At 74.0% G+C, this 26,665-nt stretch carries 26 protein-coding genes and 1 pseudogene; 10 read left to right on the top strand and 17 right to left on the bottom strand.

Annotated features, from left to right (window positions below; all coding sequences use genetic code 11):
• Positions 1-167: 167 nt before the first annotated feature.
• Both OG715_RS36765 and OG715_RS36760 read right to left on the bottom strand, forming a co-directional pair.
• A pseudogene (locus tag OG715_RS36765) lies at positions 168-428 on the bottom strand (helix-turn-helix domain-containing protein); the annotation flags it as partial.
• A gap of 221 nt (positions 429-649) precedes the next feature.
• Entirely contained in the window at positions 650-1,918 is a 1,269-nt protein-coding gene (locus tag OG715_RS36760) for a pyroglutamyl peptidase (protein WP_266272935.1), read from the bottom strand.
• A 181-nt stretch (positions 1,919-2,099) separates the two neighbouring features.
• On the opposite strand from OG715_RS36760, the gene OG715_RS36755 reads away from it, so the two are divergent.
• Both OG715_RS36755 and OG715_RS36750 read left to right on the top strand, forming a co-directional pair.
• Entirely contained in the window at positions 2,100-2,711 is a 612-nt protein-coding gene (locus OG715_RS36755) for a TIGR03086 family metal-binding protein (protein WP_266272936.1), read from the top strand.
• Positions 2,712-2,833: 122 nt separating this feature from the next.
• Positions 2,834-3,313: a hypothetical protein gene (locus OG715_RS36750; RefSeq protein ID WP_266272937.1), complete on the top strand. Its 480-nt coding sequence runs from the start codon at positions 2,834-2,836 to the stop codon at positions 3,311-3,313.
• 19 nt (positions 3,314-3,332) lie between these two features.
• Here the strand turns inward: OG715_RS36750 and OG715_RS36745 are convergent, their stop codons facing one another.
• The 3 genes from OG715_RS36745 to OG715_RS36735 are packed head-to-tail and all read right to left on the bottom strand — an operon-like array spanning position 3,333 to position 5,516.
• On the bottom strand, positions 3,333-4,184 hold the full coding sequence (locus tag OG715_RS36745) for an ABC transporter permease (RefSeq protein ID WP_266272938.1): 852 nt from the start codon (positions 4,182-4,184) through the stop codon (positions 3,333-3,335).
• Positions 4,144-5,004, bottom strand: coding sequence for an ATP-binding cassette domain-containing protein (locus OG715_RS36740; protein WP_266272939.1), 861 nt, complete (start codon positions 5,002-5,004; stop codon positions 4,144-4,146). The genes OG715_RS36745 and OG715_RS36740 overlap by 41 nt, the downstream gene beginning before the upstream one ends.
• Positions 5,001-5,516 carry a MarR family winged helix-turn-helix transcriptional regulator gene (locus OG715_RS36735; RefSeq protein ID WP_266272940.1) on the bottom strand — a complete coding sequence of 172 codons (516 nt, stop codon included), beginning with the start codon at positions 5,514-5,516 and terminating at the stop codon, positions 5,001-5,003. Before OG715_RS36735 ends, OG715_RS36740 begins: the two co-directional genes overlap by 4 nt.
• Before the next feature lie 181 nt (positions 5,517-5,697).
• On the opposite strand from OG715_RS36735, the gene OG715_RS36730 reads away from it, so the two are divergent.
• Positions 5,698-6,948, top strand: coding sequence for an MFS transporter (locus tag OG715_RS36730; RefSeq protein WP_407661058.1), 1,251 nt, complete (start codon positions 5,698-5,700; stop codon positions 6,946-6,948).
• Here the strand turns inward: OG715_RS36730 and OG715_RS36725 are convergent.
• Positions 6,932-7,270, bottom strand: coding sequence for a hypothetical protein (locus tag OG715_RS36725; RefSeq protein WP_266272941.1), 339 nt, complete (start codon positions 7,268-7,270; stop codon positions 6,932-6,934). The two genes, OG715_RS36730 and OG715_RS36725, sit on opposite strands and share 17 nt — an antisense overlap.
• A 71-nt stretch (positions 7,271-7,341) precedes the next feature.
• Positions 7,342-8,781 (bottom strand): amidase, encoded by a 1,440-nt coding sequence (locus tag OG715_RS36720; protein WP_266272942.1) that lies wholly within the window; start codon positions 8,779-8,781, stop codon positions 7,342-7,344.
• Between OG715_RS36720 and OG715_RS36715 the strand changes: the two genes are divergently transcribed.
• The 3 genes from OG715_RS36715 (at position 8,746) to OG715_RS36705 (ending at position 11,610) form a co-directional block, all read left to right on the top strand.
• Entirely contained in the window at positions 8,746-9,372 is a 627-nt protein-coding gene (locus OG715_RS36715; RefSeq protein ID WP_266272943.1) for a helix-turn-helix domain-containing protein, read from the top strand. The genes OG715_RS36720 and OG715_RS36715 overlap by 36 nt on opposite strands.
• A 61-nt stretch (positions 9,373-9,433) precedes the next feature.
• Entirely contained in the window at positions 9,434-9,850 is a 417-nt protein-coding gene (locus OG715_RS36710; protein ID WP_266272944.1) for a hypothetical protein, read from the top strand.
• A 146-nt stretch (positions 9,851-9,996) separates the two neighbouring features.
• The gene (locus OG715_RS36705) at positions 9,997-11,610 is read left to right on the top strand and encodes a phytoene desaturase family protein (RefSeq protein ID WP_266272945.1); all 1,614 of its coding nucleotides are present in this window, start codon (positions 9,997-9,999) and stop codon (positions 11,608-11,610) included.
• 65 nt (positions 11,611-11,675) lie between these two features.
• Here OG715_RS36705 and OG715_RS36700 read toward each other — a convergent pair whose 3' ends face one another.
• Positions 11,676-12,164 (bottom strand): hypothetical protein, encoded by a 489-nt coding sequence (locus OG715_RS36700; RefSeq protein ID WP_266272947.1) that lies wholly within the window; start codon positions 12,162-12,164, stop codon positions 11,676-11,678.
• Positions 12,165-12,402: 238 nt separating this feature from the next.
• On the opposite strand from OG715_RS36700, the gene OG715_RS36695 reads away from it, so the two are divergent.
• The 3 genes from OG715_RS36695 to OG715_RS36685 all read left to right on the top strand — a co-directional run bounded on the left by OG715_RS36695 (position 12,403) and on the right by OG715_RS36685 (position 15,712).
• Positions 12,403-12,981: a TetR/AcrR family transcriptional regulator gene (locus tag OG715_RS36695; protein WP_266272949.1), complete on the top strand. Its 579-nt coding sequence runs from the start codon at positions 12,403-12,405 to the stop codon at positions 12,979-12,981.
• Between the two features lie 291 nt (positions 12,982-13,272).
• Positions 13,273-14,322 (top strand): agmatine deiminase family protein, encoded by a 1,050-nt coding sequence (locus OG715_RS36690; protein WP_266272950.1) that lies wholly within the window; start codon positions 13,273-13,275, stop codon positions 14,320-14,322.
• 127 nt (positions 14,323-14,449) lie between these two features.
• Entirely contained in the window at positions 14,450-15,712 is a 1,263-nt protein-coding gene (locus OG715_RS36685) for an agmatine deiminase family protein (protein ID WP_266272951.1), read from the top strand.
• Between the two features lie 76 nt (positions 15,713-15,788).
• On the opposite strand, the gene OG715_RS36680 is transcribed toward OG715_RS36685, so the two are convergent.
• The gene (locus OG715_RS36680) at positions 15,789-16,997 is read right to left on the bottom strand and encodes an agmatine deiminase family protein (RefSeq protein ID WP_266272953.1); all 1,209 of its coding nucleotides are present in this window, start codon (positions 16,995-16,997) and stop codon (positions 15,789-15,791) included.
• A gap of 131 nt (positions 16,998-17,128) precedes the next feature.
• Between OG715_RS36680 and OG715_RS36675 the strand changes: the two genes are divergently transcribed.
• Positions 17,129-17,881 carry a TetR/AcrR family transcriptional regulator gene (locus tag OG715_RS36675; RefSeq protein ID WP_266272954.1) on the top strand — a complete coding sequence of 251 codons (753 nt, stop codon included), beginning with the start codon at positions 17,129-17,131 and terminating at the stop codon, positions 17,879-17,881.
• Between the two features lie 13 nt (positions 17,882-17,894).
• Here OG715_RS36675 and OG715_RS36670 read toward each other — a convergent pair whose 3' ends face one another.
• The 8 genes from OG715_RS36670 to OG715_RS36635 form a co-directional block, all read right to left on the bottom strand.
• Positions 17,895-18,782: a DUF4436 family protein gene (locus tag OG715_RS36670; protein ID WP_266272955.1), complete on the bottom strand. Its 888-nt coding sequence runs from the start codon at positions 18,780-18,782 to the stop codon at positions 17,895-17,897.
• Entirely contained in the window at positions 18,779-19,990 is a 1,212-nt protein-coding gene (locus OG715_RS36665) for an agmatine deiminase family protein (RefSeq protein ID WP_266272956.1), read from the bottom strand. The genes OG715_RS36670 and OG715_RS36665 overlap by 4 nt, the downstream gene beginning before the upstream one ends.
• Before the next feature lie 181 nt (positions 19,991-20,171).
• On the bottom strand, positions 20,172-21,011 hold the full coding sequence (locus OG715_RS36660; protein WP_266272957.1) for an ABC transporter ATP-binding protein: 840 nt from the start codon (positions 21,009-21,011) through the stop codon (positions 20,172-20,174).
• A complete protein-coding gene (locus OG715_RS36655; RefSeq protein WP_266272958.1) occupies positions 21,004-21,975 on the bottom strand; it encodes an ABC transporter ATP-binding protein in 972 nt (323 codons plus the stop codon). The genes OG715_RS36660 and OG715_RS36655 overlap by 8 nt, the downstream gene beginning before the upstream one ends.
• On the bottom strand, positions 21,972-22,826 hold the full coding sequence (locus tag OG715_RS36650) for an ABC transporter permease (protein ID WP_266272959.1): 855 nt from the start codon (positions 22,824-22,826) through the stop codon (positions 21,972-21,974). Before OG715_RS36650 ends, OG715_RS36655 begins: the two co-directional genes overlap by 4 nt.
• Positions 22,823-23,782: an ABC transporter permease gene (locus OG715_RS36645; protein ID WP_266272960.1), complete on the bottom strand. Its 960-nt coding sequence runs from the start codon at positions 23,780-23,782 to the stop codon at positions 22,823-22,825. The genes OG715_RS36650 and OG715_RS36645 overlap by 4 nt, the downstream gene beginning before the upstream one ends.
• Positions 23,779-25,431 (bottom strand): ABC transporter substrate-binding protein, encoded by a 1,653-nt coding sequence (locus OG715_RS36640; RefSeq protein ID WP_266272962.1) that lies wholly within the window; start codon positions 25,429-25,431, stop codon positions 23,779-23,781. Before OG715_RS36640 ends, OG715_RS36645 begins: the two co-directional genes overlap by 4 nt.
• 28 nt (positions 25,432-25,459) lie before the next feature.
• Complete coding sequence (locus OG715_RS36635; protein ID WP_266272964.1) at positions 25,460-26,464, bottom strand: agmatine deiminase family protein; 1,005 nt, start codon at positions 26,462-26,464, stop codon at positions 25,460-25,462.
• Positions 26,465-26,665: the final 201 nt, after the last annotated feature.

The raw sequence follows: 26,665 nt of genomic DNA, 5'->3' as shown, positions 1-26,665 counted from the left end.
CCTTTCCTGTCCTGCGCGCTCGGTGGAGCGGACGCCCATGCTGGTGCAGACGGCACCTTGTACCAAATCGGTGGGATTTGTTCTCCGGACGGGCCCGCCCGCCGGAAAACCTCCGGTCGCGAACCACTCGGACGGCCACTCGTCCGGTGCCGCTGCGGCGGCCGGGATCAACCGGCCGCGTCGGCCGTCACGTCCGCCGTCACGTCCGCCGTCACGTCCGCCGTCACGTCGGCCCTCGCGTCGGCGCTCGCGTCCGGGAGGAGGTGCACCGGAAGGTCCGCCCGGCGCTTGACCCTGAGTTTGCGGTAGGAGCTGGTCAGATGCTGTTCGACGGTGCTGACGGTGATGAAGAGCTCATGGGCGATCTGACGGTTGGTGTGCCCTCGCGCCGCCAGCTCGGCCACCCGGAGCTCGGCCCGGCTCAGTGCGACGGGCGGCCGCGCGCCTGGCCCGCGTTCGCCGCGGGTGTCGGGCACGCCGACGTCCCGCTCCTTCTCCACCGACCACATGAGCTGTCATCCCCCGATGAACATGCGTGACCGCACGATTCTGCCATGTGCGCGGCAGGCGGATCCACCGGTCGGGCGGGCGGCGGCACCCCGGCCGCCGCCCGCGTCCGCCGGCCCTGCCGCCGCCCGTCGACCCCGTGTCAGCCCGAGGTGTGCCGCAGGATGTCGAGGACCTCGCCGGTGATCGCGGCCTCGTTCTGCTCGAAGTCCGGCCCGGTCAGCAGCTCGGGCCGGTCCGGGAGGCCGGTGAGCACCGGGGTGTGCAGGTGGCCGCCGGGCAGTTGCGGGGCGAGTTCCAGGCGCAGCCGGTTGGTGCGGTAGGCGACCTCGTTGGAGAGGTAGCCCCCGCCGCCGCCGGCGACGGCCCGGGAGCCGGGGGTCGGCCCGTTGTCCCGGTCGACCGGTGCGGTCCCGCCGGCCGGGATCTCGGTGACGGTGGTGTTCAGCAGGGCCGGGTAGGGCTGCTGCACGGCGGTCATCGGGCCGGCGGGCAGGCTGGTGGCGATGAACTCGGCGCCCGGGCCGAGCCCCGGGGCGTTGACGGGGTGGTCCCGGGTGCCGCCGGAGAGCGCGCCGATGTTGTCGGGGTAGGGGTCGGCGGAGCGGGCGCGGCCGGCCCAGGCCTCCAGGGTGAACAGCCCGGGGTAGCCCTGGCTGATGGTGGTGATGAGGTCCGCGGCGCGGGGGCCTCGGGTGAGCTTCGGGGCGTAGGCGCGCTCGACGATGCCTCGGTCGAAGTCGCCGTAGCGGACCGGGAAGAGCACCGAGCGGACCTCGGCCGGGGTGCCGTCGGCCAGGGTGATCCGGCGGCCGTCGAGTTGCAGGGCGGCCGAGCCGGAGGGGTTGGCGCGGCGCGGTTCGGCGTCCAGGCCGAAGGGGTCGAAGCCGCTGATGAAGATCCGCCGCACGCCCGGGCGGCCGCTGAACCCGCTGTCGGCCAGTCCGCGCGAGGCGTCCTCGAAGCGCTGCCGCAGCGCGGCCGGGTCGACGGTGAAGCCCGGCTGCCAGCGCGCGAGGCGGACGGTCATGGCGACCCTGGTCCAGTAGAGCGGCCGGTCGTCGGCGGTCGGCAGGTCGCCGCCGGGGCGGCGGCCCTGGGCGCGGTCCACGCCGGCCCGCCAGAGCGCCCCGCCCCAGGCGTCGAGGAGCCGACCGGCCTCGTCGGCGTTCCGGGAGCTGCACAGCGCGGCGGGGAACCGGGCGACGAAGTCGCCGAAGCCACCGCGGTCGGTCAGCGCGGCGGTCCGCGGGTCCGAGGTGCGGGCCTGTTCCCGGTCGAGCGGCGCGGACTCGACGGTCCGGCAGCCGGGACCGGCCGCGTGGGCGGTGGCGGCGGTGGGGAGGATCGAGGCGGCGAGAGCGCCGATGAGGGTCGCGGTGAGCGCGGCCCGGCGCCGAACGGTCGTCATGGCGTGGACATTACAGAGACCCTTCCGGCTCCACCAGAGCGCCTCACCACCACCACGCACAGTGAGCACGGGCCGCGCCTTCTTCTGGAGACCCCCAGCAGAAGCGACCCCCACCCCTCTGGCGGGTCACGCCCCGTAGCGGTTTACTGGGAGTGAGCAGGGCAGAAACGGAGGCCCGGCGATGGAGTGTCCCCACCCACCCGGATTCCACACCGAGGTCCGCGAGCACTACGCGGCCACCGGCGCCGAAGTGGCCCGGCTGCTGCGCTCGGCGCCCGAGGACCTCTGGACCGTACCCACCCCGTGCCGCGACTGGGACGTGCGCACACTGGTGAACCACCTCGCCGCCCAGCACCTCTGGGTGTGCCAGGCGATCGCCGGCTACACCCCGGCCCAGATCGGCCACCGCTTCGAGGGCGACGTCCTCGGCCGCAACCCGCTGGGCGTCTGGACCATGGCCACGCGCAGCGCACAACGCGCACTCGCCCGGCCCGGCGCCCCCGACCTCCTGGTCCACCTCGGCTACGGGGTACGGGACGCCGGCGGCTACGCCCGCGAACTGGTCGCCGAGACCGTCGTCCACGGCTGGGACCTCTCCCGCGCCCTCGGCGAGCGCGGCCGGATCCCCCCGGGCTCCGCCCGCTACGCGCTCGCGGAGTTCCACGGCTACCGCGACCTGGCCGGCACCGGCCGCTTCGACCCACCGTTCGCCGCGCCGCCGGGCGCGGACGCCGAGGACCAGCTGCTGGCCCTCACCGGCCGCGACCCGGCGTGGTCGGCCGACCGCATCTGAGACCGCCGCCGCGCTGCCCGACGGCCGGGCCCGGGCAGCTGAATCAGCCTCAAATTCCGCTGAGGGCTGGCCTATTCTGGACGGACAGCGACGGATCCAGGGACGGACGGCGGGGGGGCGGCATGACCGACGGCGAGGAGGTCCGGAACAGCATCGACGGTTCCGAGGTGGCGAACGCCGTGCAGGCGGGGAGCATCGGCAGCCTGCACATCGGAGGAGCGGCGCGGGAGAACCACCTGCGCGACTCGTACCGAGCCGCCCATGCGACCTTCCTGGCGATCGCCGAAGCGGCTTCCGGCATCACCTGGCGCGACGAGAGTTCGGCCCGCAGGCAGTGCGAGACCTTGGCCGCCCACTGCTCGTCCCTCGACGACCTGGTCAGCGATTTCGACCTGTTCGCACCGGCCGAGGTCCGCTCGGCCTTTCACCGGGCGCGATCCACTGCCGTATCGATACTGGCCGACGCACGGCTGAGACTGACATTGATGCGACTCCCTCCGCAGCTCTTCGACGCGATCAGCAGGCGGGGCCTGCAGCTCGCGGATGCCATGAGAGACACAACCGCCGGCTTCGTCGAAGCGGTGCGGACGTCGGCCCACTAGCATGCCCCTTCCCCCCCGGTCAGCGGGCGAGGCGGCCCAGGAGGGCGGATGCGGAGGTGATGCCGAGGGCGGTGGCGAAGGTGAGGACGCCGAAGTCCAGCAGGAGGTGGGACGGGGTGCCGATCAGGAGGCCGCGCAGGGCGTCGACCTGGTAGCTGAGCGGGTTGGCCAGGCTGATCGCCTGGAGCCAGCCGGGCATCAGGTCGACCGGGTAGAGGGCGTTGGAGCCGAAGAACAGCGGCATCGTGATGGCCTGGCCGATGCCCATCAAACGGTCGCGGGTGAGCACGATCCCGGCGATGGTCATCGAGAGGCAGGAGAAGAAGGCCGAGCCGAGGACCACCACCACGACGACCCCGAGCAGCCGCAGCGGGTTCCAGGTCATCGCCACCCCGAGCAGGGCCGCGAGCAGTACGACCACGACGGCCTGGATGACCGCCTTCACCCCGGCGGCGAAGGCCTTGCCGGTGACCAGGGCGGCTCGCGGGGTCGGTGTCACCAGCAGTTTGGTGAGCACGCCGGAGTCCCGCTCCCAGATGATCATGATGCCGTAGAAGATCGCCACGAACATCGCGGACTGCGCGATGATCCCGGGGGCCAGGTAGTCCAGGTAGGGGATCCCGCCGGTGGGGATGGCCTTCAGCCGGGTGAAGGTCTCACCGAAGATCAGCAGCCAGAGCGCGGGCTGGATCGCCCGGGTGTAGACCTCCGTCCGGTCGTGGCGCAGCTTCTGGAGCTCGACCACGCACATCGCGGCGACCCGGGCGGGCACCTGGCGCCAGCCGGTGCGGGGCGGCGGGGGCACCAGCAGCAGGCCCAGATCGGGTGCGTCAGCCGACGCGGTTGGCTGTGCGACGGGTCCGGCGGACATCGTTGAAGTCTCCTTCCGCGCTCTCGCCGCGGGCGAGTCCGCGGCCCGAGAAGTGGCGGAACACGTCGTCGAGGGTGGGATCTGGCAGTGCGGCGTCCTGCTCGTGGACCCGGGCCTTGAGTTCCTCGGGGGTGCCGAGGGCGCGGATCCGGCCCCGGTCCATGAGGGCGATCCGGTCGCAGTGGCGGTCGGCCTCGTCCATGTAGTGGGTGGTCACCAGCACCGTCATCCCGGTGGCGCGGCGGACGGCGTCGACCCGCTCCCAGACGCTCGCGCGGGCGATCGGGTCCAGGCCGATGGTGGGCTCGTCCAGCACCAGCAGCCGAGGGGCGCTGACCAGCGCCTGGGCGAGTTCCAACCGTCGCACCATGCCGCCGGAGTAGGTGCCGGCCGACCGGTCGGCGGCCTCGGTGAGGTCGACGGCGGCCAGCGCCTGGGCGACCCGCGCGGACCGTTCGGCGCGCGGCACGTCGAAGACCCGGGCGAACAGGGCGACGTTCTCCCGGCCGGTCAGTCCGGCGTCGGCGGAGAGCTGCTGCGGCACGTAGCCGAGCAGCCGGCGGACCTCCGCCCGGCGTCCGGCCGCGTCGTGGCCGAAGACCCGGACCATCCCGGAGGCGGTCGGCAGCAGGGTGGTGATCGCGCGGATGGTGGTGGTCTTCCCGGCGCCGTTGGGGCCGAGCAGGCCGAAGACCTCGCCGGCCCGCACGGTCAGGTCAACGCCGTCGACGGCCCTGGTGTCGCCGCCCTTCCGCCGGCCCCGGCGGAAGGTGTAGGTCAGACCTCGGCAGACCACCGCGTCGTCCGGCCCTGTCGTCATGGTCCGGTCCTCCCTCCGGCGGCCGGGGCCGCCGTGCCCGGTTCGCCCGCGCGCTCGCGCAGGCCTGTGGCCACTCCGCGCAACGCGGGCAGCGCGGCGGCCAGCGCCGCCCGGTCGGCGGCGGGCAGCCCCGCCACCACCTCGCCGACCAGTGCCTCCCGCCGGGCCCGCCAGGCCGCCAGCCGCTCCACGGCCTCGCCGGTGGTGTACAGCAGGGCGGCCCGGCGGTCGGCCGGGTCCACCTCGCGGCGCAGCAGGCCGAGCGCGACCAGTTGGTTGACCAGGGTGGAGACCGAGTTGGCGGCCAGGCACAGTTCGGCGGCGGCGTCGGAGACCCGCAGGCCGGGGCAGTCCGTCACCAGCCGCAGCAGTTCGACCTGCGCACCGCGCAGCCGGGGCTCGGCCCGGCCCTCGCGCAGCCGGCGTCGCACCAGGCGCTGGATCCCGACGAGGAGGGTGGAGAACTCCTCGCCCAGCGCCGGATCGGGCGGGTCCGGGGCGACGGCACTCATATCTCCGATTTTAGCTCTCAGTGAGAGGTATTTGTCGAGGGGCGGAACGGTTCACGTCCGATTCACGCCGGACCGACTCCCCTCCGCCCTGGTGGACTTCGACGCGGACCCGACGCCGCCCTCGTCCCGTCGCCGGAGCGTCCGTGTCCGCCCCACCCCTCGGAGAACAGGAGCTTCCGCCGTGCCCGAGACCGTGCCGGAGCCCGAGCCCGAGACCGTACCCGTACACCTGCCGGAGCCGGAGACCGAGACCGTGCCGGAGACCGACCGCCGGACCGGGGGCCTGCCGGCCGTCCTCGCCGTCACGACCGGCGTCTTCGCCATCGTCACCACCGAGATCCTCCCGGTCGGCCTGCTCGGCCCGATCGGAGCCACCTTCCGGATCTCCGACGGCACCGCGGGCCTGATGATGACCCTGCCCGGCCTGGTCGCCGCCGTGGCCGCACCCGCCGTCACCGTCGCGACCCGGCGGGCCGACCGGCGCACGATGCTCTGCGCCCTGCTGCTGCTCCTGGCCCTCGCCGACCTGCTCAACGCCCTGGCACCCGCCTACACCGCCGTGCTGCTGGCCCGGGTCGCCCTCGGCCTGGTGATCGGCGCCTTCTGGTCCATCGGTTCCGGGCTCGCCCCGCGCCTCGTCCCGGCCGAACGGCAGGCCCGGGCCAACACGGTGATCTTCACGGCCGTCCCGCTCGGCTCCGTCCTCGGGGTCCCGGCCGGGGTCCTGCTCGGCTCCCTCGCCGGCTGGCGCGCCGCCTTCGCCGCGATGGCCGTCCTGACGCTGCTCGCGCTGGCCGCCCTGCTGGCGACGCTGCCCCCGCTGCCCCCGCCGGCCACCACCACCGGCCTCGGCGTGCTGCGCGGACTGCTCACCGGCCGGGGCACCCTGGCCGGTCTCGCGGTGACCTTCCTGATCGTGCTGGCCCACTTCGGGGCCTACACCTACGTCACCCCCTTCCTCACCGAGGTCACCCGGGTCGGCCCCGGCACGATCGGCGCCCTGCTGCTCGGCTACGGAGCCGCCGGACTGCTCGGCAACCTCCTCGGCGGCGCCCGCGCGGCCCGCGCCCTGCGGCCCACCTTCGTCTCGGCCGCCGTCCTGCTCGCGGCGGCCACCCTGCTGCTGCCGGTGCTCGGCACCGACCGGCCGGGCGCCACCGCCCTGCTGCTGGTCTGGGGAGCGGCCTACGGAGCCGTGCCGGTCTGCTCGCTCAGCTGGTTCCTCGCCGCGGCGCCGCACGCCCCGGAGGCCGCCGGGGTGCTCTTCACCTCGTCGTTCCAGGCCACCATCGGGATCGCCGCGCTGACCGGGGGCGGGGTCGTGGACCGGACCTCCCCCGGCACCGTGCTCGTCCTGGCCGGCCTCACCGCGCTGCTCGCCGCCGGGACCGCCGTGCTGACCGCCCCGGCCCCGGCTACAGCACGGCGATGAGCACGCCCGTGGGCACCAGGGTCAGCAGCGCGCTGGTCGTCCAGTACGCCGCAGCGGGGCCCCGGTCCGCGTACCGGTGCCGACGGCGGCGGCGCAGCAGGTGGTTGGCCGACCACCAGAGGCCCGCGAACACCGACAGCACCGGCACCGCGAGCATGAACCACGGCAGCATCCCGTCGTTCTCCGTGGGGTTGCGATCGGTCCAACCGAGCCCTGCCAGCGGCCAGTTGACGGCGAAGTACCAGAGCAGCCAGACCGGCACCACCGCCGGCAGGCCGAGCAGCAGGTTCACCGCGACGGCGGCGGTCGGGTACGTTCGCATCCGATCAGTATCCACGGGCCCCGGCGGCGCCGGGCCGGGTGGGCCCGGCCCGGGCCCGGGCGCCGGTGGGCTCAGCCCAGGCCGGGCGGGCGGCGGTCGGCCCAGGGGTGGGCCAGCTCCAGCGTGCGGGACACCTGGAGCAGCAGGTCCTCTCGCCACGGCGCGGCGACGAGCTGGACCCCGACCGGCAGGCCGGTCGCGTCGTCCTGGTGGACGGGCAGCGAGACGGCCGGCTGGCCGGTCACGTTGAACAGGGCGGTGAACACCGCCATCGGGTAGCTGTTCCGCAGCGCCGCCAGCGGATCCTTGTCGGTACCGGCCCGCCAGGCGCCGATGCGCGGCGGCAGGCAGGCCATGGTGGGCGTCACCAGCAGGTCGAACCCGGCGACGAAGCCCTCGACGATGCGCCGCGACATCCGCTGGGCCCGCCGCACCCCCGCCTGGTAGTCCCACGAGTCGATCCCGTGTGCCGCGTCGCGCAGCGCCCGGTTGTGCGGCTCGATCCGCTCCGGATCGGCCAGCGGCACCCCGGCGGCGCCGACGTTCCACATGGCGGTGAACTCCGTGATCAGCTCCTCCGTCGGCGGCAGCGGGAACGGGGTGTCGACGATGTGGTGGCCCGCCGCTTCGAGCGTGCGCAGCACGCTCTCGACGGCCGCCACGCAGACCGGGTCCACGGCGATCCCGGCCACCGGCGGGTCCACCAGGACGCCGATCCGCAGGCCGGCCGGCGGGTCCGCCCACATCGCGTCGGCGAAGGAGCGGTCCGGGGCCGGGGGCGACCACCAGGCGGCCGGATCGTGCTGGGCGAGCACGTCGAGCACGGCCGCGGTGTCGGCCACGGTGCGGGTGACCACGCCGCCGATGCCGAGTCCCTCGACGATGACGATCCCGTTGGTCACCCGGCCCCGGGTGGGCTTGAGGCCGACCAGTCCGGTGCAGGAGGCGGGGATGCGGATCGATCCGCCGCCGTCCTCGGCGTGGGCGAGCGGCGCCATCCCGGCGGCGACGGCGACGCCCGCGCCGCTCGACGAGCCGCCCGGCGTCCGCTCCCGGTCCCACGGGTTGCGGGTGGTGCCGAGGGTCTCGTTCTCGGTGAACGGCAGGCTGCCGAACTCGGAGGTGGTGGTCTTGCCGAGCAGGACGAACCCCGCGTCGAGGAACCGCCGGACCAGCGGCTCCGAGCGCTCGGCCGGCCCCCGGTCGGCACCCGCGGACCCGTACGTGGTGGGCCAGCCGGCCACGTCCAGCAGGTCCTTGATCGGCAGCGGGACGCCGTGGAACGGCGGGAGCCCGTCGGTCGAACCGGCCCGGACCACCGCGTCGGCGGCGGCGGAGGCGGCAGCGCGGACGGCGTCGTCGTCCCGGTCGGCCTGGACGTGGTGCCGTACCCGGCCGTCACGGTCGCCCTCGACCTCGGCGACCCGCCGCTCGCCGTCGACGACGCGACCGGCCGCCGGACGCACGGCAGTGTCGTGGTCGGACTCGCGCCCGGCGGCGTACGCGGCCACGGCAGTGCCATCACCTGCCTGCAGCTCCGGCTCGCCCCGCCGGTCGCGCACCGGATCCTGGGCGCCGCCTCGGAGTTGGGCGGCACGGTGGTCGGGCTCGACCAGCTGTGGGGCCGCGACGCCACCCGCACCGAGGAGCGCCTGCGCGCCGCCTCCTCCTGGGACGAGCGCTTCGCGATCGCCGAGGCCGCGCTCCTCCGCCGGTACACGGACGGCCGGCCGGTCGACCCCGAAGTCGCCTTCGCCTGGGACCAGTTGGTCACCCACCGGGGTGCGGTGCGGATCGAGCGGATCGCCGCCGAGATCGGCTGGAGCCGCAAACGGCTGTGGTCCCGCTTCCAGTCCCAGACCGGCCTCGGCCCCAAGCACGCGGCCCGGCTCGTCCGCTTCGACGACGCCGCCCACCGCCTCGCCGCGGGCCACAGCGCCGCCCGGGTGGCGGCCGACACCGGTTACACCGACCAGTCCCACCTCCACCGCGACATCAGGACCTTCACCGGCACCACCCCCACCACCCTCGCCACCGCCCCCTGGCTCACCGTCGACCCCACGGCCTGGCCCACCACCGGGCCCGACGGCGACCGCCCCTGAACCACCGGGCCCGACCTCGCACCAACGAACCCCCGCCCCCGGCGGATGCGAAGATCGGATCATGGTGCTCATTGGCGAGTTCTTCCTCGCACAGGCCGACGAGTCCGCCCGTCAGGTGAGACCCCGCAGGAGTCACGACTTCCCGGCCGTGCGGTGCGACGGCATCTACCCGGACGACGCGGTTCTGACGTGGGAAGCGCGACTGACGGGCACCAGGAGCGAACTCCGTGATGTGGTGCCCATGGCCAACGACGGATTCACCGTCTTCGCCGTCCCGGAACCGCTGTGCGCGGCCCTGGCCGCCGCAGGAAGGGACCGGCTACGAGCCACCGCCCTCGTGTGGGCCGAGGCCGCCTCCGAACCGGGCGATCCGATCTCGCCGGACGATGCGGTGGACCTTCTCGAACGTGCGGCGGCGCTGGCCATCAGCCGCACGGAGAAGCACCTCGACCTCTACTGCTGGTACTTCGCGCCCTGATCCCGCCGCAGGGCCGCAGCGCCGCACGCGATGGAGGCCGACCCGACTGCCGAGCCGGGCGGAGCCTCACCCGGCGGCCACGGCGGCACCGCCGTGGCCGTGCACAGCTGTTCCCGAGCACCGGAACCGTGGCGTACCGTGACCGCATGGCTACCAACGGGTCCTCGCGGTACGACGCCGTGATCGTCGGCGGCGGGCACAACGGGCTGGTCGCCGCCGCGTACCTCGCGCGGGGCGGGTACCGGGTGCTGGTGCTCGAACGGCTGGCGCGGACGGGCGGGGCGGCGGTGTCCGCGACGGCGTTCCCGGGCGTGGACGCCAGGTTGTCGCGGTACTCCTACCTGGTCAGCCTGCTGCCGGCGAAGGTGGTGCGGGAGCTCGGGCTGCGGCTGGAGCTGCGGCGGCGCCGGATCTCCTCCTACACCCCTGCGGTCCGGGACGGGAAGCCCACCGGCCTGCTGGTGGACGCCAGCGACCCCGGCCGGACCCGGGAGTCGTTCCGGGCGCTGACCGGCTCCGACCGGGAGTGGCGGGCCTGGCAGGAGTTCTACGGGACGACCGGGCGGGTCGCCGAGCGGGTGTTCCCGACGCTCACCGAGCCGCTGCCGTCACGGGCCGAGCTGCGTCGGCGGATCGGGGACGAGGCCGCCTGGACGGCCCTGTTCGAACGGCCGCTGGGCGAGTCCGTCGAACGGGCCTTCACCGACGACCTGGTGCGCGGCGTGGTCCTGACGGACGCGCTGATCGGCACCTTCACCCACGCCCACGACCCCGCGCTCCGGCAGAACCGCTGCTTCCTCTACCACGTGATCGGCAACGGCACGGGCGACTGGGACGTCCCGGTCGGCGGGATGGGCGCGGTGACCGACGCGCTGGCCGGGGCGGCGCTGGCGGCCGGCGCGGAGATCCGGACCGGGCACGAGGTCACCGCGATCGCGGGCGACGGGCGCGGCGACGCCGAGGTGTCGTACCGGCACGCCGGCGGCGAGGCGACGGTGGCGGCGCGCCGGGTGCTGGTGAACGCCGCGCCCGCGACGCTGGCGCGGCTGCTCGGCACCGCGCCGGAACCCGCGCCGGAGGGCGCCCAGCTGAAGGTCAACATGGTGCTGCGCCGGCTGCCGCGACTGCGCGACCCCGGCGCGGACCCTCGCGACGCCTTCGCCGGGACCTTCCACATCGCGGAGGGCTACCGGCAGTTGGAGACGGCGTACGCGGAGGCGGCGGCCGGCCGGATGCCCTCGGCTCCGCCGTCGGAGATCTACTGCCACACCCTCACCGATCCGTCGATCCTCGGACCGGAGGCGGTCCGGCAGGGGCTGCAGACGCTGACCCTGTTCGGTCTGCACATGCCCGCCCGGCTGTTCGGGGACCCGGCGGCCAAGGAGCGCGCCCTGGCCGCGAGCCTGGCGCAGCTGGACGCGGTGCTGGCCGAGCCGATCGCCGACTGCCTGGCCGTGGACGCCGACGGCCGGCCCTGCGTCGAGGCGCGGACGCCGCCGGAGCTGGAGCGGGAGCTCGGTCTGCCGGGCGGCCACATCTTCCACCGCGACCTGGCCTTCCCGTTCGCCGCCGAGCGGCCCGGGGCTGCGGAAGGGGCGGGCGGAGGGGCGACGGCGGCCGAGCGCTGGGGCGTCGCCACGGCCCGTCCGGACGTGCTGCTCTGCGGGGCGGGGGCCGTCCGGGGCGGCGGCGTCAGCGGCATCCCGGGGCACAACGCGGCGCAGGCCGCCCTGGAGGACCTGGCCGCCCGGGCCCGGTAGCGCGGGGGTGGGAGCCGACCGGGCACATCCCGGCCGGCCCCCACCGCAGCAGAGTCAGCGGTGCGTCAGGCGCGGGCGAGCACCCAGGCGCCGAGGCCGTTGCAGCCCCCGGCCTGGTAGGTGGTGGACCGGAAGCCCGCCGGGACGGGCGAGCCGGGACAGGTCAGCAGGCCGACCCGGGCGATGTTGTGGAGCCAGGCACCGGCGCCGTCACAGCCGGTCCGCTGGTGCCCGGTGATCACGTAGCCGGTGACGACCGGGGAGCCGGAGCACGTCCATATGCCGTCCTTGGCCGGCTCCTGGTACCAGGAGCCGCGGCCGCCGCAGCCCTTGGGGTCGTGGTCGGTGTTGACGTTCCCGGGGTCGACGGCCTCGCCGGCACAGGCCCACCGGCCCGAGCCCCAGCCGTCGGGCTTGGCCTCGGCCGAGGTCGCGCCGGCCACCGTGCCGCCCAGGAGGACGGCCACGACCAGTGCGAAGGCCGCCGCGACGGCGCCGATCCCGCGGCCGGCGACGGTGGTCGCCACCCGCTTCCACGTCCGATGAGTACTCATGTTCGACCCAATCCGGCCGGGTCGAGGAACGAAGAGGTGTCCCGGACGCCGGGGTCTCCGGCGGGGACGGGGCAACCCTAGAGTGATCACGGGGTGATGAATCGGTGCAGACCCCGAGAAAGTCCGTCACAGGAGCCACTTTGTCCGAAATCCGTCCGCGCACCCCCGAATCCCCACCTGACGGGACTTTCAGCCGGTGGGCGCACCGGCGCACGGTGCCCGGGTAAGGTGGTGGATCGTGGCCAGTCGTAAAACGTCGATCATGGAAGCAGCCGCGCGGGTGATCGCGCGGCGCGGGGTGCGCGGACTGCGGGTGGAGGAGCTCGCGGCCGAGGCGGGCGTGTCCACCGCGCTGATCTACTACCACTTCAAGGACCGCACCGGGATCCTCCGGCAGACGCTGGAGTTCATCAACGACCGGGCCGAGCGGTACACGACCGAGCGCGATCCGGACGCCCCGCCGCCGACCGCGCGCGAGGAGCTGGAGCAGACCCTGCTGCTGGAACTCCAGGACACCGTCGAGGTGCGGGAGAACAGCACCGCCTGGGGCGAGCTGCGGGCGAGCGCGGTGTTCGACGAGACCCTGCGCGAGGACCTGGCGCGGGCCACCCGGATCTGGGTGCAGGAGGTCGCCGAACTGCTCGGCGTGGTGCAGCCGATGTCCTCGGCGGTCGCACTGGCCGGGGCCGCCGAGCGGCTGACCGCACTGCTGGAGGGCCTCAGCGTGCGCTGGCTCAGCGGGAGCCTTCCCCTGGCGCACGCCCGGACGCTGCTGGCCGAGGCGATCGACACCGAGGTGTCCCGACTCGGCCCCTGAGCCCCCGGGTCGAGCCCCCGAGGCCCCGACTCGCCCCCCGAGCGGAGTCGCCAAACCGGGCATCCGCCGACAGAACACCCCCGATCATCACGTTCAGTGACCGCATCGGCGTCATGGGTCATATCATGCCGAGAAGTTTGACTGAACTTTCAGTCAGTGCGACGCTGACAACGCAGGCTGGGTGCAGCCGTCGGCCGTTCCCGTGGTGCGCCGGTGCGTAGTGGCGCGAAGAGTGGATCCGATGGCCCCGTGCACCCCCCCGGCACCGTCGCACGATCGGAGAGAACCCTCATGACCCGCTTCCGCCACGACCGCTCCGCCGAGGACTTCCCCTGGGTGCCGGCGGACGACGTCCCGCACGCGCGGACCTGGATGTCCTGGCCCTCCCGCCGGGGTGTCTGGGGGCTGCGCCTGGGCGGCGTCCAGGAGGACATCGCCCTGATCGCGCGGACCGTCGCCGAGTTCGAGCCGGTGGTGATGTGCGCCCCCGACGACTGGACGGCGGGCAAGGCCCAGGACCGGTGCGGCGCCGCGGTGGAGGTGATCACCGCGATCCCCACCGACGACCTGTGGATGCGCGACACCGCGCCGGTGTTCCGCCTGGACGGCCGGGGCGGGCTGGACGCCGTGGTCCTCAACTTCAACGGCTGGGGCGACAAGCAGGTCCACTACGACGACGCCCTGGTCGCCGAGCGCCTCGCCACCCGGCGCGGTCTGCGCTACACCTACGCGGACTTCGTCGGCGAGGGCGGCGCGATCGAGACCGACGGCGACGGCACGGTGATGGCCACCGAGAGCAGCCTGGTCAACAAGAACCGCAACCGGCGCATGAGCCGGGACGAGATCGAGGACGCCGTCCTGGAGGCCTACGGCGCGGACACCATGATCTGGCTGCCCGGCATCAAGGGCCAGGACATCACCGACGACCACGTGGACGTCACCTCGCGCTTCGTCCGCCCCGGTGTGGTGATGGTCCAGCTGCCGCCCGCCGACCGCAACGACGCCTGGGCCAAGGACGCCCGCGAGCAGTTCGCCATCCTCTCCGGCGCGACCGACGCCCGGGGCCGCCGGCTCCAGGTGATCCCCGTGCACGGACCGGACACCGTCCGCTCCCGCAGCTCCAAGTTCGTCGACTCCTACCTCAACTTCCACGTCGTCAACGGCGGCGTCATAACCGCCCAGTTCGGCGACGCGTACAAGGACGCCGCCGCGAAGGAGGCGCTCGCAGCGGCCTTCCCGGGCCGCACGGTGGTGCAGATCGACGTCGACCGGCTGATGGCCGGGGGCGGCGGCATCCACTGCTCGACCATGCACGAGCCCCTGCCGCAGGTCCTGCCGTAGCTCCTGCCGTAGTCCGCGTACGCCCCGAACCGCGGCAGCAGGGCCCGACCCCAGCACCCGGACCTCAGCGCACCCCGACCAGCTGCGTCCTGCCCCCACCGACCCCGTCCCCAGCCGGAGGATCCGTATGACCAACGCCATGTCCCGCCGTACCGTGATGCGTTCCCTCGCCGGCGCCGGGGCCGGCGCCCTCGTCCTCGGCCTCACCGCCTGCGACCCCACCGGCGCGAGCGACCCCGACGGCACCGGCGCCCTCCCGCCGTCCGGACAGCCCACCACTCCGCCGACCGACGCCCCCACCGCGGCGCCCACCCCGGCGCCCGGCACCCCGAGCGCCACAGCCACCGCCGCCCCCACCGGCACCGGTACGCCCGGTACGACCGGCGCCCGCCGCTTCGGCGCCGAGTGGGAGAACCACCTGCGCACGGTGATGTCCTGGCCGTCCTCGGAGAACATCTGGGGCGAGCAGCTCGCGGAGGTCCGCCGGGACGTGGCCGGACTGGCCCAGGCGATCGCGGCCCGCGAGCCGGTCGTCCTGATGGCCCGCCCCGACCAGAAGGACGCCGCGCAGAAGGCCTGCGGCGCGGCCGTCGAGGTCGTCCCCGTCACCGTCGACGACCTGTGGGCGCGCGACACCGTGCCGGTGTTCGTCGAGGAGGGCGGCAAGGTCAAGGGCGTCGACTTCAACTTCAACGGCTGGGGCCGCAAGCAGCAGCACGCCAACGACGCCAAGGTGGCCCGCACCGTCCTGGCCAAGTACGGCGTCGAGCGGATCGAGACCCGGCTGGTCGCCGAGGGCGGCTCCTTCGAGACCGACGGCGAGGGCACGCTGCTGGTCACCGAGAGCTCGGTCGTCAACGCCAACCGCAATCCGGGGATGAGCCGCGACCAGGTCGAGGCGGAGCTCAAGAAGGCCCTCGGCGTCACCAAGGTCGTCTGGCTGGCCGGCGTCAAGGGCAAGGACATCACCGACGCCCACGTGGACTGCCTGGTCCGCTTCGTCGCGCCGGGCGTCGTCGTGCTCGACAAGGCCTTCCCCGGCACTCCGCCGGACGTCTGGTCCCGCTCCGCCGACCAGGCCCGCTCCGTGCTCGGGAGCGCGACGGACGCGCGCGGACGGAAGCTGCAGGTGGTCGAGCTGCAGCAGCCCGACCCGGACCGGATCACCGGGCGCGGCGACGCCTTCGTCTCCTCCTACATGAACTTCTACATCGGCACCAAGGGCGTCTACCTGCCGAAGTTCGGGGACCAGAAGGCCGACGAGCACGCCCAGCAGGTGATGAAGAAGTACTTCCCCACCCGCGAGATCGTCCCCGTGAAGATCGACGGGATCGCCGGCGGCGGTGGCGGCATCCACTGCGCCACCCACGACATCCCGGCCATCGGCTGACCTGCTGGCCTGCCATCGGCCGACCGTGTGGACCGTCCGAGGCCGGGTCCGCCCCACCGGACCCGGCCCCGCCGGATCACACGGCGGGCTGCTGCTGGGTGACGCAGTGGATCCCGCCGCCGCCCGCCCCGAGGCGGTCGATGTTGAGCTGCTCGACGGTGCGGCCGGGGAACAGGCGGGCGAGGGTGGCCTTCGCCGCGCTGTCGGCCCGGGTGTCGCCGAACTGGGCGGAGATCACCGCGTTGTTGCACAGGTAGTAGTTGGCGTAGGAGCCGACGAAGTTCGGGTCGGTGGAGCGGATGAGGTTGTAGTTGGGTCCCTGGATCTGGCTGACCGTGTACCGCTGCCCCTGGGCGTTGGTGGCGGCCGAGAGGATCTGGTACTGCTGGCGCGCGTCCTGGGACCAGGCGTCGGTGTCGCCCGCCAGCGGCATCTGGACCACGCCCGTGGTGCCGCCGAGGTAGCGGGAGGTGGCGTCCACGTGGTCGTCGGTGATGTCCTGGCCGGCGATGCCCGCGAACCAGATCACCTTGGAGGCGCCGAAGGCGGCGCACAGCGCGCTCTCGACCTGGGCCTGGGACTTGCCGGGGTTGCGGTTGGAGTTGAGGATGCTGCTCCGGGTGGCCATCAGGGTGCCGGCCCCGTCGGCCTCCACGGCGCCGCCCTCGGCGACCAGCCCGGCGGCGGTGAACGGCAGGCCCAGGTAGGCGGCGACCCGCCCGGCGACCAGGGAGTCGTTGGCGTGGGTCTGGTGGTTGCCCCAGCCGTTGAAGTTGAGGCCGATGGTGTCCAGGCCGCCGGCGCCGTCGGTGCGGAAGACGGGGCCGGTGTCCCGCATCCAGCAGTCGTCGACCGGGATGTCCCCGATCACGGTGACCGCCGAGCCGCACATCGAGCGGGCCTTGGCCACGCTGGCCGGGTTGGCGCACATGGTCACCGGCTCGTACTTCGCGATCGTCTTGGCGATCAGCGCGATGTCCGACTGGACACCGGCGAGCTTGTTGCGCCAGATGCTGGTGCTGTCCGGCCAGGCCATCCAGGTGCGGGTGTGGCGCAGGGTGTCGATCGGCACCCGGAAGCCCGCGGCCGCCGCGGCGGCCCGTTCGGCCCCGGTGCTGCTGCGGCCGGCGGCTGCGGCGGCCGACCCGCCGGTGGCGACGGTGATCGCGGTGCCGGCGGCGGCCAGGCCGGCGACGGCCAGGAACCGGCGGCGGTCGAGGCTGTCGGCGGTGCTCGCGTCGGTCGGTCCGCCGGTCGCTCTGTCGGATCTGGAGCGGTCGTTCATCACTACCTCCGGGTCAAGGTGCCCTGCTCGTCCAGCAGTTGACCGAAAAGGTAGAACTGACCAAGCGCTCGGTCAATACTTTGCGCAGCTTTGGCCCCTCCCCGGCCCCGGCAGTCGTTACAGTGACCGCCATGGCGACACAGGCGACGGGCGCGGACCCGGCCACCACCCAGGACGCGGCCACCGGCACCCAGGACGCGGCCACCGGCACCCCGGGCCCGGCCACCACCACCCCGGGCCCGGCCACCGGCAGCGCCGAGGACGCGACCGCCCCCCGCGCGGCCGGCACCGGCCGCGCCGGGACCTCCGCCAAGGGCGAGCAGACCCGGGCCCGGCTGATCGCGGCGGCCCGGATCCTGCTCGCGGGCGGCGAGGCAGGCCGCTTCACCACCCGCAACGTGGCCGCGCTGTCCGGCGTCTCGCACGGGATGTGCCACTACCACTTCGCCGACCGCACCGACCTGATCGTGGCCGTGGTCGCGGACATCAGGCCCGAGTGGATCACCCCGCTGGAGGAGGCCGTGGCCGGCCCCGGCGGTTACGCCGAGCGGGCCGAACGCGTACTGACCCTGCTCACCCGCCCCGAGAGCCCCGACCTCGCCCGGCTGCACGCCGCCCTGCACTGGCTCGCCCTCAACGACGAGCGGGTCCGGGTCGCCCTGGAGGCCGAGTACGGGCGGTGGCGGTCCTGCTTCGTCCGGCTGTTCCGGGCGCTCGTGGTCGAACGCGGCGGCGACACCGACCCCGCGCCGCTCGGCGAGGCCTTCGCCGCCGCCGTGGACGGCATCGCCGCCATCGGCTCGCTGGACGGGACGGTGGACGGCACCCGGGTGCTGCGCACCCTGCTGGACTCCCTGGCGTCGACGGTCGGCCCGCGCCACTGAGCCTCCACGCCCGTCACGGCCCCGCCCCGGCCGTCGGCCCGTCGGCGTCGACCCGTTTCCGGTGCTCGACCCGGCTGCCCGAGACCACCGTGACCACCAGGCACGCCGCGATGATGCCCTCCGCCCAGAAGAAGGCCACGTAGTCGATCAGCGAGCCGATCGGCGGCGTGCCGGGCGCCGCGTTGCGCATGCCGATCAGCGCGAACAGGGTCGCCGCCATCCACCCCAGCGAGGGCCACACCATGCCCTGCCGGCCCCGGTAGAGCACCTCCGCCCCGGCCAGCACCGCCAGCGCCAGCGCCCACATCGCCGCGATCATGAACCAGGCCAGGATGAAGGTGCTCCGCGCCCTGCTCACCCGCCCCTCGAACACCGTGCCCTCCGCCCCGTACGGGGTGCCGGTCGGCCGGACGACGAAGAACGGGTCGGCGTCGCCGAACACCACCCCGACCGGGACGGCGCCGGTGGCGTCCGCGGCCGAGAACAGCACCTCGAAGCGGTAGCGGTCGAAGGGGTAGTCGGTCGGGGTGCCGTCGTAGAGGTTGGCCGACACCGGTTTGGGCGTCGCCGCCTCCCCCGGGTCGGCCCGCAGCTCGGTGCGGGTCGTTGCGCGGACGGTGATGTCGACCCGGCGGGTGAAGGTGCCGGACTCCGGGTCCTGGGCCAGGGTGCCGTGCGGGACGGGCACCACGTAGAGCGTCATCTCGCCGCCGGCGGCGTCGATGTCCTGCGAGGTGACGTCGAGTTCGACCCAGTCGCCGGTGCTGGGGAGGGAGAGCTCCCGGGTCTGCTGGCGGGTGTTGCGCTCGTTCAAGTACAGGGCGATGCCGGCCGAGCACAGCACGGCGAGGATCAGCAGGACGAGGAGGAAGCGGCGGTCCCGCAGCCTGCGTCCGCTCACGTCGGGCTGGTGCCGGGCGCGACGGGCTGCTGCTGGGTGGCGCAGTGGATGCCCCCGCCGCCGGAGGCGATGTGGTTGATGGACACCTGGGAGACCTTCCGGCCGGGGTGGAGGTCGCCGATGATCCCGGCGGCCCGGTCGTCGGCGGCCTGGTCGCCGAAGCGCGGCACGATCACGCCGCCGTTGCAGACGTAGTAGTTGAGGTAGGTGGCGAGGAAGTCCTTCCCGGCGCCGGGGATCAGGTCGATGTCGGGCTCGGGGAGGTCGACCACCTTGAGGGTGCGGCCCCGGGCGTCCTTCGCCGAGGCGAGGACCTGGAGGGCCTGGTCGGAGGCGGTGGTCCAGATGTCGGGCGGGGTGTCCGGGCCGGGGCGGTGGATGACGACGGTGCCGGGCTCGGCGAAGCGGGCCAGGGCGTCGATGTGGCAGTCCGTGATGTCCTGCCCGGCGACGCCCTGGAACCACAGCACGGTGCTGACCCCGAGCAGGTCCTTGAAGGCCGCCTCGATCTGGTCCCGGCTCTTGCCGGGATTGCGGTTGGGGTTGACCCAGGAGCTCTCGGTGGCCATCAGGGTGCCCTCGCCGTCCACCTCGATGCCGCCGCCCTCGCCGGTGATCGGCGCCTGGATCCGCAGGATGCCGTAGTGGTCGAGGACGTTGCGGGCGACCTGGCTGTCGTTGGCGTGGGCCTGCTTGTTGCCCCAGCCGTTGAAGTTGAAGTCGATCCCGGCGAGCCCCTGCGGGCCGGTGACGAAGGTCGGGCCGGTGTCACGGGCCCACAGGTCGTCGACCATCAGCTCCAGCACCTCGACGGTGGAGCCGCAGGCCTGCCGGGCCTGCTCGGCCTGGTCGGGGCGGGCGAGCAGCACCACCGGCTCGAAGCCGGCGACGGCGCGGGCCAGCCCGGCGATGTCCTCCCGGACGCCGGGCAGTTGGTCGCCCCACACCTCCTCCAGGGCCGGCCAGGCCATGAAGGTGCGGGTGTGCGGGGCCGACTCGGCCGGCATCGCGCGCGCGGCCGCGGCGGACGGGCTGCCGGAGGCGGTCGGCGCGGGGGCCGAGGCGGTGCTGGCGGGGCTCGGCGGCTGCTCGTCGCCGCTGTCGGAGGAGCAGCCGGCGGTCAGGGCGAGTGCGGCGAGCGCCGTCCCGGAGCGCAGCAGCGAACGGCGGGACGGCCCGGGGTGGGCCGGGTGGGCCGGGTGAGCCATGGGGCCTCGTTCCGGTAGGTGCCTGAGGGGGTACGGTCCCGCACGCTACTGAAAGCCGGGTCAGGACCGGCCTCGCCAGGTACCCGCCATCGGGGTGAATCCCGGGCCCGCCACCATCGGCCCCCGGAAGGGGACGGGACCCCGGCCCGGCAGACCCCGAGCGGCTGCCGGGCCGGGGGGCTCACAGGGCGCGGCGCGCGGCGGCGATCCGGTCGGGATCCCAGCCGGGCCGGGGCACGGACTCCAGCAGCAACCGGGTGTAGGCGTGCTGCGGGTCGTCGAGGACCTCGGCGGTGGGGCCGGCCTCGACGATCCGTCCGTTCCGCATGACCACGACCTGGTCGGTGACGCACCGCACCACGCCGAGGTCGTGGGTGATGAACAGGTAGCCGATGCCGGTCTGTTCGCGGATGTCGGCGAGCAGGTTGAGCACCTGGGCCTGGACCGAGACGTCCAGCGCGGCGACCGCCTCGTCCAGCACCAGGACGGCCGGCTGCACGGCCAGCGCCCGGGCGATGGCGACGCGCTGGCGCTGGCCGCCGGAGAGCTGCCGGGGCAGCGCCTCGGCGGCCCGGGTGCCGAGGCCGACCTGGTCGAGGAGTTCCTTGATCCGGGCCGGGTGGTCGGTGCCGGGGAAGTGCAGCCGCAGGGTCTCCCGCAGGGCGGCCTCGACGCTGGTGCGCGGGTCCAGCGAGAGGTACGGGTCCTGAAAGACCATCTGGACCTCGCGGGCGCGGGCGAGGCGTTCGGCCTTGCCCCGGGCGGCGCCGGTGCGGGCCCGGCCCTTCACCAGGACCCGGCCCGCGTCGGCCCGTTCGAGGCCGACGACGATCCGGGCGGTGGTGGTCTTGCCGGAGCCGGACTCCCCGACGATGCCGAGCGAGCCGCCGGCGGGGAGGGTGAAGGAGACCTCGTCCACGGCCCGGACCGCGCCGAAGGTCCGGCACAGGCCGGTGACCTCCAGCGCGGCGGTGTCCGCCGCGAGGCCCGGCAGGGCGGTGCCGGTGGCTGCCTCAGACATCGGCGGGGCTCCCTTCGAGCGGGTGGTGGCAGGCGGCCGGCTGCCCGGGCCGACCGGGGGCCGGGCGCAGCACGGGGGCCTCCTCCCGGCAGGTGTCGGTCACGTACCGGCAGCGGGCCGCGAACGCGCAGCCGGTGAGCTCCTGCCGCAGGTCCGGCGGCTGGCCGTCGATGGCGGCGAGGCGGCCGGTCGGGCCGTCCAGCCGCGGGGTGGAGGAGAGCAGCGCCGCGGTGTAGGGGTGGCGGGGCTGTTCGAACAGGGCCTCGGCCGGGCCGGACTCGACGATCCGCCCGGCGTACATCACATAGACCCGGTCGCTGATGGCGGCGGCGAGGCCCAGGTCGTGGGTGACGAACAGCAGGCCGGTGCCGAAGCGTTCGCGCAGCCGGTCCAGCAGGGCGATGACCTCGGCCTGGCTGGTCACGTCGAGCGCGGTGGTGGGCTCGTCGGCGAGCAGCAGGACCGGGTCGCCCATAAGGGCGGCGGCGATCATGACGCGTTGCAGCATGCCGCCGGAGAGCTGGCCGGGGTAGCGGCGCATCAGCTCGGGCCCGAGGCCGACGGCGTCGAGGAGTTCGACGGCGCGCCGGTCCGCGTCGGCGGCGCTCATGGTGCCGGTGAGGCGGACGCTCTCGGTGAGGAAGTCGCCGATCCGGCGCAGCGGGTTGACGGCCGCCCGGGGGTCCTGGAAGACCATCGCGGCCCGGCCGGTGCGCAGTTCGCGCAGCCGGGCGGCGTCCATGGTGAGGACGTCCCGGCCGTCGACGAGGACCTCGCCGGCGGGGACGGCGCCGGGCGGCAGCAGGCCGAGGGCGGCGCGCGAGGTGAGGGACTTGCCGGAGCCGGACTCGCCGACCAGGGCGACGGTCTCGCCGGGGGCGACGGTGAGGTCGACCCCGTCGAGCACCGGGCGGGCGGTGCCGGGCAGGCGCAGGCGCAGCTCCCGGACGTCGAGGGCGTTCACGGGGTCCTCCGGGCGACCTGGTCGGCCCAGCGCTCGCCGACGACGTTGAAGGCGACGACGGTGAGCACGATGAGGACGCAGGGCAGGATCGCGGAGAGCGGGTAGCCGTGCTGGATCGCGGTCTGGCCGTCGAAGACCATGCGGCCCCAGTCGGGGGTGAGGGCGGGGACGCCGAGTCCGAGGAAGGACAGGCCGGCCAGGTCCATGAGGGCGTATCCGAAGTTGACGGTGGACTGGGCGAGCACGATCGGCGCGATGTTGGGCAGGACGTGCCGCAGGCAGATCTGGAGGGCCGAGTGCCCCTGGACCTGGTAGGCGGAGACGTAGGGCCGCATGCGTTCGGCCAGCACCAGGGAGCGGGTCAGGCGGGAGACGTAGGGCAGGTAGGCGATCGCGAGGGCGACGACGGGGGCCATCAGGCCCTCGCCGTGGACGGCGACGATCAGGATGGCGAGCAGCATGCCGGGGAAGGCGAAGACGAGTTCGGTGCTGCGGGACAGCACGGAGTCGATCCAGCCGCCGCGCCAGCCCGCCAGGAGGCCGACGGCGACACCGGCGACGGTGGAGAAGACGACCACGCCGAGCGGCCCGAGCAGCGAGGTGCGGGCGCCGATCAGCAGCCGGGCGAGGGTGTCGCGGCCGGCCGCGTCCACGCCGAGCAGGTGGTCGGCGGAGGGGCCGGCGAGGGCGTTGCCGAGGTCGACGGCGTTCGGGTCGTCGGGTGCCAGCCAGGGGGCGAGCAGTGCGGCGAGCACGACCAGGGCGGCGAGGCCGAGGCAGATCCGGTAGAGCGGGGCGCGGGCGGACTTGACCCGGGCGAGGCCGGGCCGCCGGGCGAGGGCGACACTCATGCGTCGGACCTCCTGGAGCCGAGGGTGACCCGGGGGTCGACGAGCGGGTGGAGCAGGTCGACGAGCAGGTTCACCGTCATGAACAGGGCCACGATGATCAGGGAGATGGCCTGGACGGTCGGGAAGTCCTTGGTGGTGGTGGACAGTTCGAGGAGCTGGCCGAGGCCGCCGACGCTGAAGGCGGACTCCACCAGGATGGTGCAGACCAGCAGGGTGGAGACGATCAGGCCACCGGTGGTGAGCACGGTGCCCAGCGAGTTGCGGAACACGTGCCGGCGGATCACCTCGCGCTCGGGCACGCCGCGGCTGCGGGCGACGGTGACGTGCTCGCCCTCCAGGGCGTCGAGCATCGCCGAGCGGGTGACCCGGGCGAGCATGCCGATCAGGTAGAGCGCGAGGGCGATCGCGGGCAGGGTGAGGTGCCAGACCATGTCGAGCAGGCCGTCGCCCGCGCCGCTGCTGGGGAACCAGCCGAGCTTGACCGCGAACAGGCCCTGGAGCAGCACCGCGGCGACGAAGGACGGGGTGCCGACGGCGAGGGTGGTGGTGACCAGGATCGCCGAGTCGGTGGTGCCGCCGCGGACGGCGCCGATCCAGCCGAGCACCAGGCCGATCACGACGACCACCAGCAGGGCCATGGCCACCAGCAGCAGGGTGGCGGGCAGGCGGTCGGCGAGCAGGCCCGACACGTCGGTGCGGTAGGTGAGCGAGCGGCCGAAGTCGCCCTGCACCACCTGGCCGAGCCAGCGGAGGTAGCGCACCAGGAAGGGGTCGTCCAGGTGGTACTGCTCGTTGATCGCCTGCAGGGCGGCCGGGGAGGCCGAGCGCCCGGACAGCAGGAAGCTCGCCGGGCTGCCCGGCGCCAGGTACATCGCCCCGAAGACGACGAAGGAGGCGCCGAGCAGGGTGACGGCCATCTCGACCAGCCGTCGGACGGCGAATCGCAGGAACGTCACCGCGCGGCCCCCACGTCGGCGGCCCACGGGTAGTACAGGTAGGAGATGGTGGTCGGGGCGCCGGTGATGCGCTTGTTCAGGAAGACGGCGGTGGGCCACTCGGCGACCGGGATCCACAGCAGCTTCTCGGAGGCGGTCCGCTGGAGCTGCGCCTCGATCGCGCCGCGCTTGGCCGGGTCGTACTCGGCGGAGGCCTGGTCGACCAGCTCGTCGTAGGCCGGGTCGCTGTAGCCGGCGAAGTTCTGGTAGGCGCCGGTGCGGAAGTTGGCGAGCAGGTCGAGCGGGTCGGTGATGGAGTCGTAGTACGTCTCCGGGAACATGTCCAGGCCCTCGCGCGCCTTGGGGTCGGTGAACAGCGAGGTGAAGGCGTTCGGGGCGATGGTCCGCAGCTGGATGTTGAGGCCGATCCGGGCGCCGGCGGACTGGACGGCGGTGGCGAGCAGCGAGACGTCCTGGCCGATGCTGCTGGTGGCGACGGTGAGGGTCCGGCCGCTGGCGCCGGCCTCCTTGACCAGGGCCTTGGCCCGCTCGATGTCCTGGGCGGTGGGGGTGAGGTGGGCGAAGGCGGTGGCGCGGACGTCCTCGGGCAGCGTGCCCCAGGCGGCCCTGGTGGTGAGCGAGCCGGTGACGGTGCCGGCGCCGGCGAGGCCGGTGCGGACGAAGCCGGTGCGGTCGAGGGCCAGCGACAGCGCCTGGCGGACCCGGAGGTCGCCGAGCGGGCCGTCCATGCTGGTGACGTTGAGGTTGACGGTGCTGAGGCCCTCGCCGAAGTACAGGGTGCCGGTGCCGCCGTTGCGGAGCCGGTCGTAGCTCTCGGTGGGGATCAGGTAGCCGCCGTCGACCTCGCCGCTGAGCATGGCGTTGGTGCGCGCGGAGGGGTCGGTGAGGAAGCGGACGAAGACCTTGCCGGCCTTGGCCCGGTTGCCCCAGTAGCCGTCGAAGCGCTGGAGTTCGATCGACTGGCCCTTGGTCCAGCTGCCGAGCTTGAACGGGCCTGTGCAGTCGAGGCTGCCGCTGGTGCCGTAGTCCCGGCCGGCCGCCTCGACCCCGGCCTTGGCGGCGACGGTGCCGGCGGCGGTGGCCATGTACTGCGGGAACTGCGAGTCGGGCCGCTTGAGCTTGACGGTGACCTGGAGCGGGCCGGTCGCGGTGACGGTGTCGACGTTCTGGAAGGACTGCGCCCAGGCCGCCGCGTTGTCGGGGTTCATCTGCCGGCCGAGGCTGTACACGACGTCCTCGGCGGTCATCACCGAGCCGTCGTGGAAGTGCACGCCGGAGCGCAGGTCGTAGACCCAGGTGGTGGGGTCGGGGTTGGACGCCTTCTCGGCCAGGCCGGGGGCCAGGGTGAGCTGGGGCGTCCAGCGCATCAGGCTCTCGCAGACGTTCGACAGGACCGTGTTCTGCGGGTAGTCGAAGGCCTGGAGGTAGTCCAGGGTGGGCGGCTCCGCGTAGGTGGCCCAGGTGAAGGAGTCGATGTCCCCGGCGGCCGGCGGGCTGGAGGGCGACAGCTGGACGTCGGCCCGGTCGGCGGAGCCGCCGCGGGGCGGGCCCGAGCAGGCGGCGACCAGGGCCGCGGCGCCGAGCAGCGCGGTGGCGGCGAGGAGCGGGCGCCTGGTCCGGGTGCGTCTGGCGGGTGCGGTGGGAGTCATGAGGGTGGTTCTCCGTTCGCTGGCTGGGTCAGGCGCGGGCGGCCGGGATCTGCTGGGTGATGCAGTGGACGCCGCCGCCGCCGAAGGCGATCACCCGGGCCCGCACGCCGACGACCTTGCGGTCGGGGAACGCGGCGGCGATCACGGCGAGCGCGCCGGCGTCCTCGGGGTGGTCGGCGACGGGGACGACGACGCCGCCGTTGGCCACGTAGAAGTTCAGGTAGCCGACCTCGACCCGGACGTCGTCCACCTCGACGAAGGCGGCCTGGGTGACGTCGACGATCTCGAACGGGCGGCCCTGGGCGTCGGTGGAGTGCTCCAGCACCGTGCGGTTGGCGCGCATCCGCACGTAGTCGGGGTGCGCGGGGTCGGCGGGCAGCTGCACCACGACCTTGCCGGGGGCGGCGAAGGCGCAGACGCCGTCGACGTGGCCGTCGGTCTCGGTGTCCAGGGCGCCGCCGTAGGGCAGCCAGATGATCTTGGTGACGCCGAGCCGGGCCTTCAGCTCGGCCTCGATCTCCTCGCGGCCCAGCTCGGGGTTGCGGTTGGGGTGGAGCAGGCACTGCTCGGTGGTGATCAGCGTGCCCTCGCCGTCGACGGTGATCGCGCCGCCTTCGAGGATCATCTCGGAGCGGATCGCCGGCACGTCGAGGTGCTCCAGCAGCAGGCCGCTGATCCGGTCGTCGGCGTCCCAGGGGTGGTGCTTGCGGCCCCAGGCGTTGAAACGGAAGTCGACGCCGGCCCGGCGGCCCTCCTCGTCCAGGACGAAGATCGGCGCGGAGTCGCGGAACCAGGAGTCGTCCTGGGGGATCTCGACGACGGTCAGGTCCGGGCCGCACAGGGTGCGGGCCTCGTCGCCGTGGCCGGGCGGGGCCACCATGGTGACCGGCTCGAACTCGGCGATGGCCCGGGCGACGGCCGCGTACTCGCGCTTCACCTCGTCGAGGCTGTCGCCCCAGAGGTCCGACCGGACCGGCCAGGCCATCAGGCAGCCGTCGTGCTCGGTCCACTCGGCGGGCATGCGGTGGGTCATGGGGATCCTCGTTCTCTTCGGGCCCGGCCGGGCCCGGCACGTCGGGTGCGCGGGCCGGCCGGGTGCTGCGGGGGTTTGTGCTGCGGGAGCGGCTCTGCGGGACCGGTACTGCGGGACCGGTACTGCTGGACCGGTGCTACCGGGTGGACGGGGAGCCCCGGCGGCCCGCCTCCGTGGGGAACCGGACGGGCCGCCGGGGAG

It is taken from the genome of Kitasatospora purpeofusca, from assembly GCF_036010405.1.
In the GTDB taxonomy this organism is placed as follows: Bacteria; Actinomycetota; Actinomycetes; order Streptomycetales; family Streptomycetaceae; genus Kitasatospora; species Kitasatospora purpeofusca.
This window is presented reverse-complemented; position numbering and strand designations above follow the sequence as displayed.

Bases quoted from the DNA above. Each gene is read 5' to 3' on its own strand.
- OG715_RS36760 (WP_266272935.1), bottom strand. From the start codon at position 1,918: ATGACGACCGTTCGGCGCCGGGCCGCGCTCACCGCGACCCTCATCGGC.
- OG715_RS36755 (WP_266272936.1), top strand. From the start codon at position 2,100: ATGGAGTGTCCCCACCCACCCGGATTCCACACCGAGGTCCGCGAGCAC.
- OG715_RS36750 (WP_266272937.1), top strand. From the start codon at position 2,834: ATGACCGACGGCGAGGAGGTCCGGAACAGCATCGACGGTTCCGAGGTG.
- OG715_RS36745 (WP_266272938.1), bottom strand. From the start codon at position 4,184: ATGTCCGCCGGACCCGTCGCACAGCCAACCGCGTCGGCTGACGCACCC.
- OG715_RS36740 (WP_266272939.1), bottom strand. From the start codon at position 5,004: ATGACGACAGGGCCGGACGACGCGGTGGTCTGCCGAGGTCTGACCTAC.
- OG715_RS36735 (WP_266272940.1), bottom strand. From the start codon at position 5,516: ATGAGTGCCGTCGCCCCGGACCCGCCCGATCCGGCGCTGGGCGAGGAG.
- OG715_RS36725 (WP_266272941.1), bottom strand. From the start codon at position 7,270: ATGCGAACGTACCCGACCGCCGCCGTCGCGGTGAACCTGCTGCTCGGC.
- OG715_RS36710 (WP_266272944.1), top strand. From the start codon at position 9,434: ATGGTGCTCATTGGCGAGTTCTTCCTCGCACAGGCCGACGAGTCCGCC.
- OG715_RS36705 (WP_266272945.1), top strand. From the start codon at position 9,997: ATGGCTACCAACGGGTCCTCGCGGTACGACGCCGTGATCGTCGGCGGC.
- OG715_RS36700 (WP_266272947.1), bottom strand. From the start codon at position 12,164: ATGAGTACTCATCGGACGTGGAAGCGGGTGGCGACCACCGTCGCCGGC.
- OG715_RS36690 (WP_266272950.1), top strand. From the start codon at position 13,273: ATGACCCGCTTCCGCCACGACCGCTCCGCCGAGGACTTCCCCTGGGTG.
- OG715_RS36685 (WP_266272951.1), top strand. From the start codon at position 14,450: ATGACCAACGCCATGTCCCGCCGTACCGTGATGCGTTCCCTCGCCGGC.
- OG715_RS36680 (WP_266272953.1), bottom strand. From the start codon at position 16,997: ATGAACGACCGCTCCAGATCCGACAGAGCGACCGGCGGACCGACCGAC.
- OG715_RS36675 (WP_266272954.1), top strand. From the start codon at position 17,129: ATGGCGACACAGGCGACGGGCGCGGACCCGGCCACCACCCAGGACGCG.
- OG715_RS36665 (WP_266272956.1), bottom strand. From the start codon at position 19,990: ATGGCTCACCCGGCCCACCCGGCCCACCCCGGGCCGTCCCGCCGTTCG.
- OG715_RS36660 (WP_266272957.1), bottom strand. From the start codon at position 21,011: ATGTCTGAGGCAGCCACCGGCACCGCCCTGCCGGGCCTCGCGGCGGAC.
- OG715_RS36650 (WP_266272959.1), bottom strand. From the start codon at position 22,826: ATGAGTGTCGCCCTCGCCCGGCGGCCCGGCCTCGCCCGGGTCAAGTCC.
- OG715_RS36640 (WP_266272962.1), bottom strand. From the start codon at position 25,431: ATGACTCCCACCGCACCCGCCAGACGCACCCGGACCAGGCGCCCGCTC.
- OG715_RS36635 (WP_266272964.1), bottom strand. From the start codon at position 26,464: ATGACCCACCGCATGCCCGCCGAGTGGACCGAGCACGACGGCTGCCTG.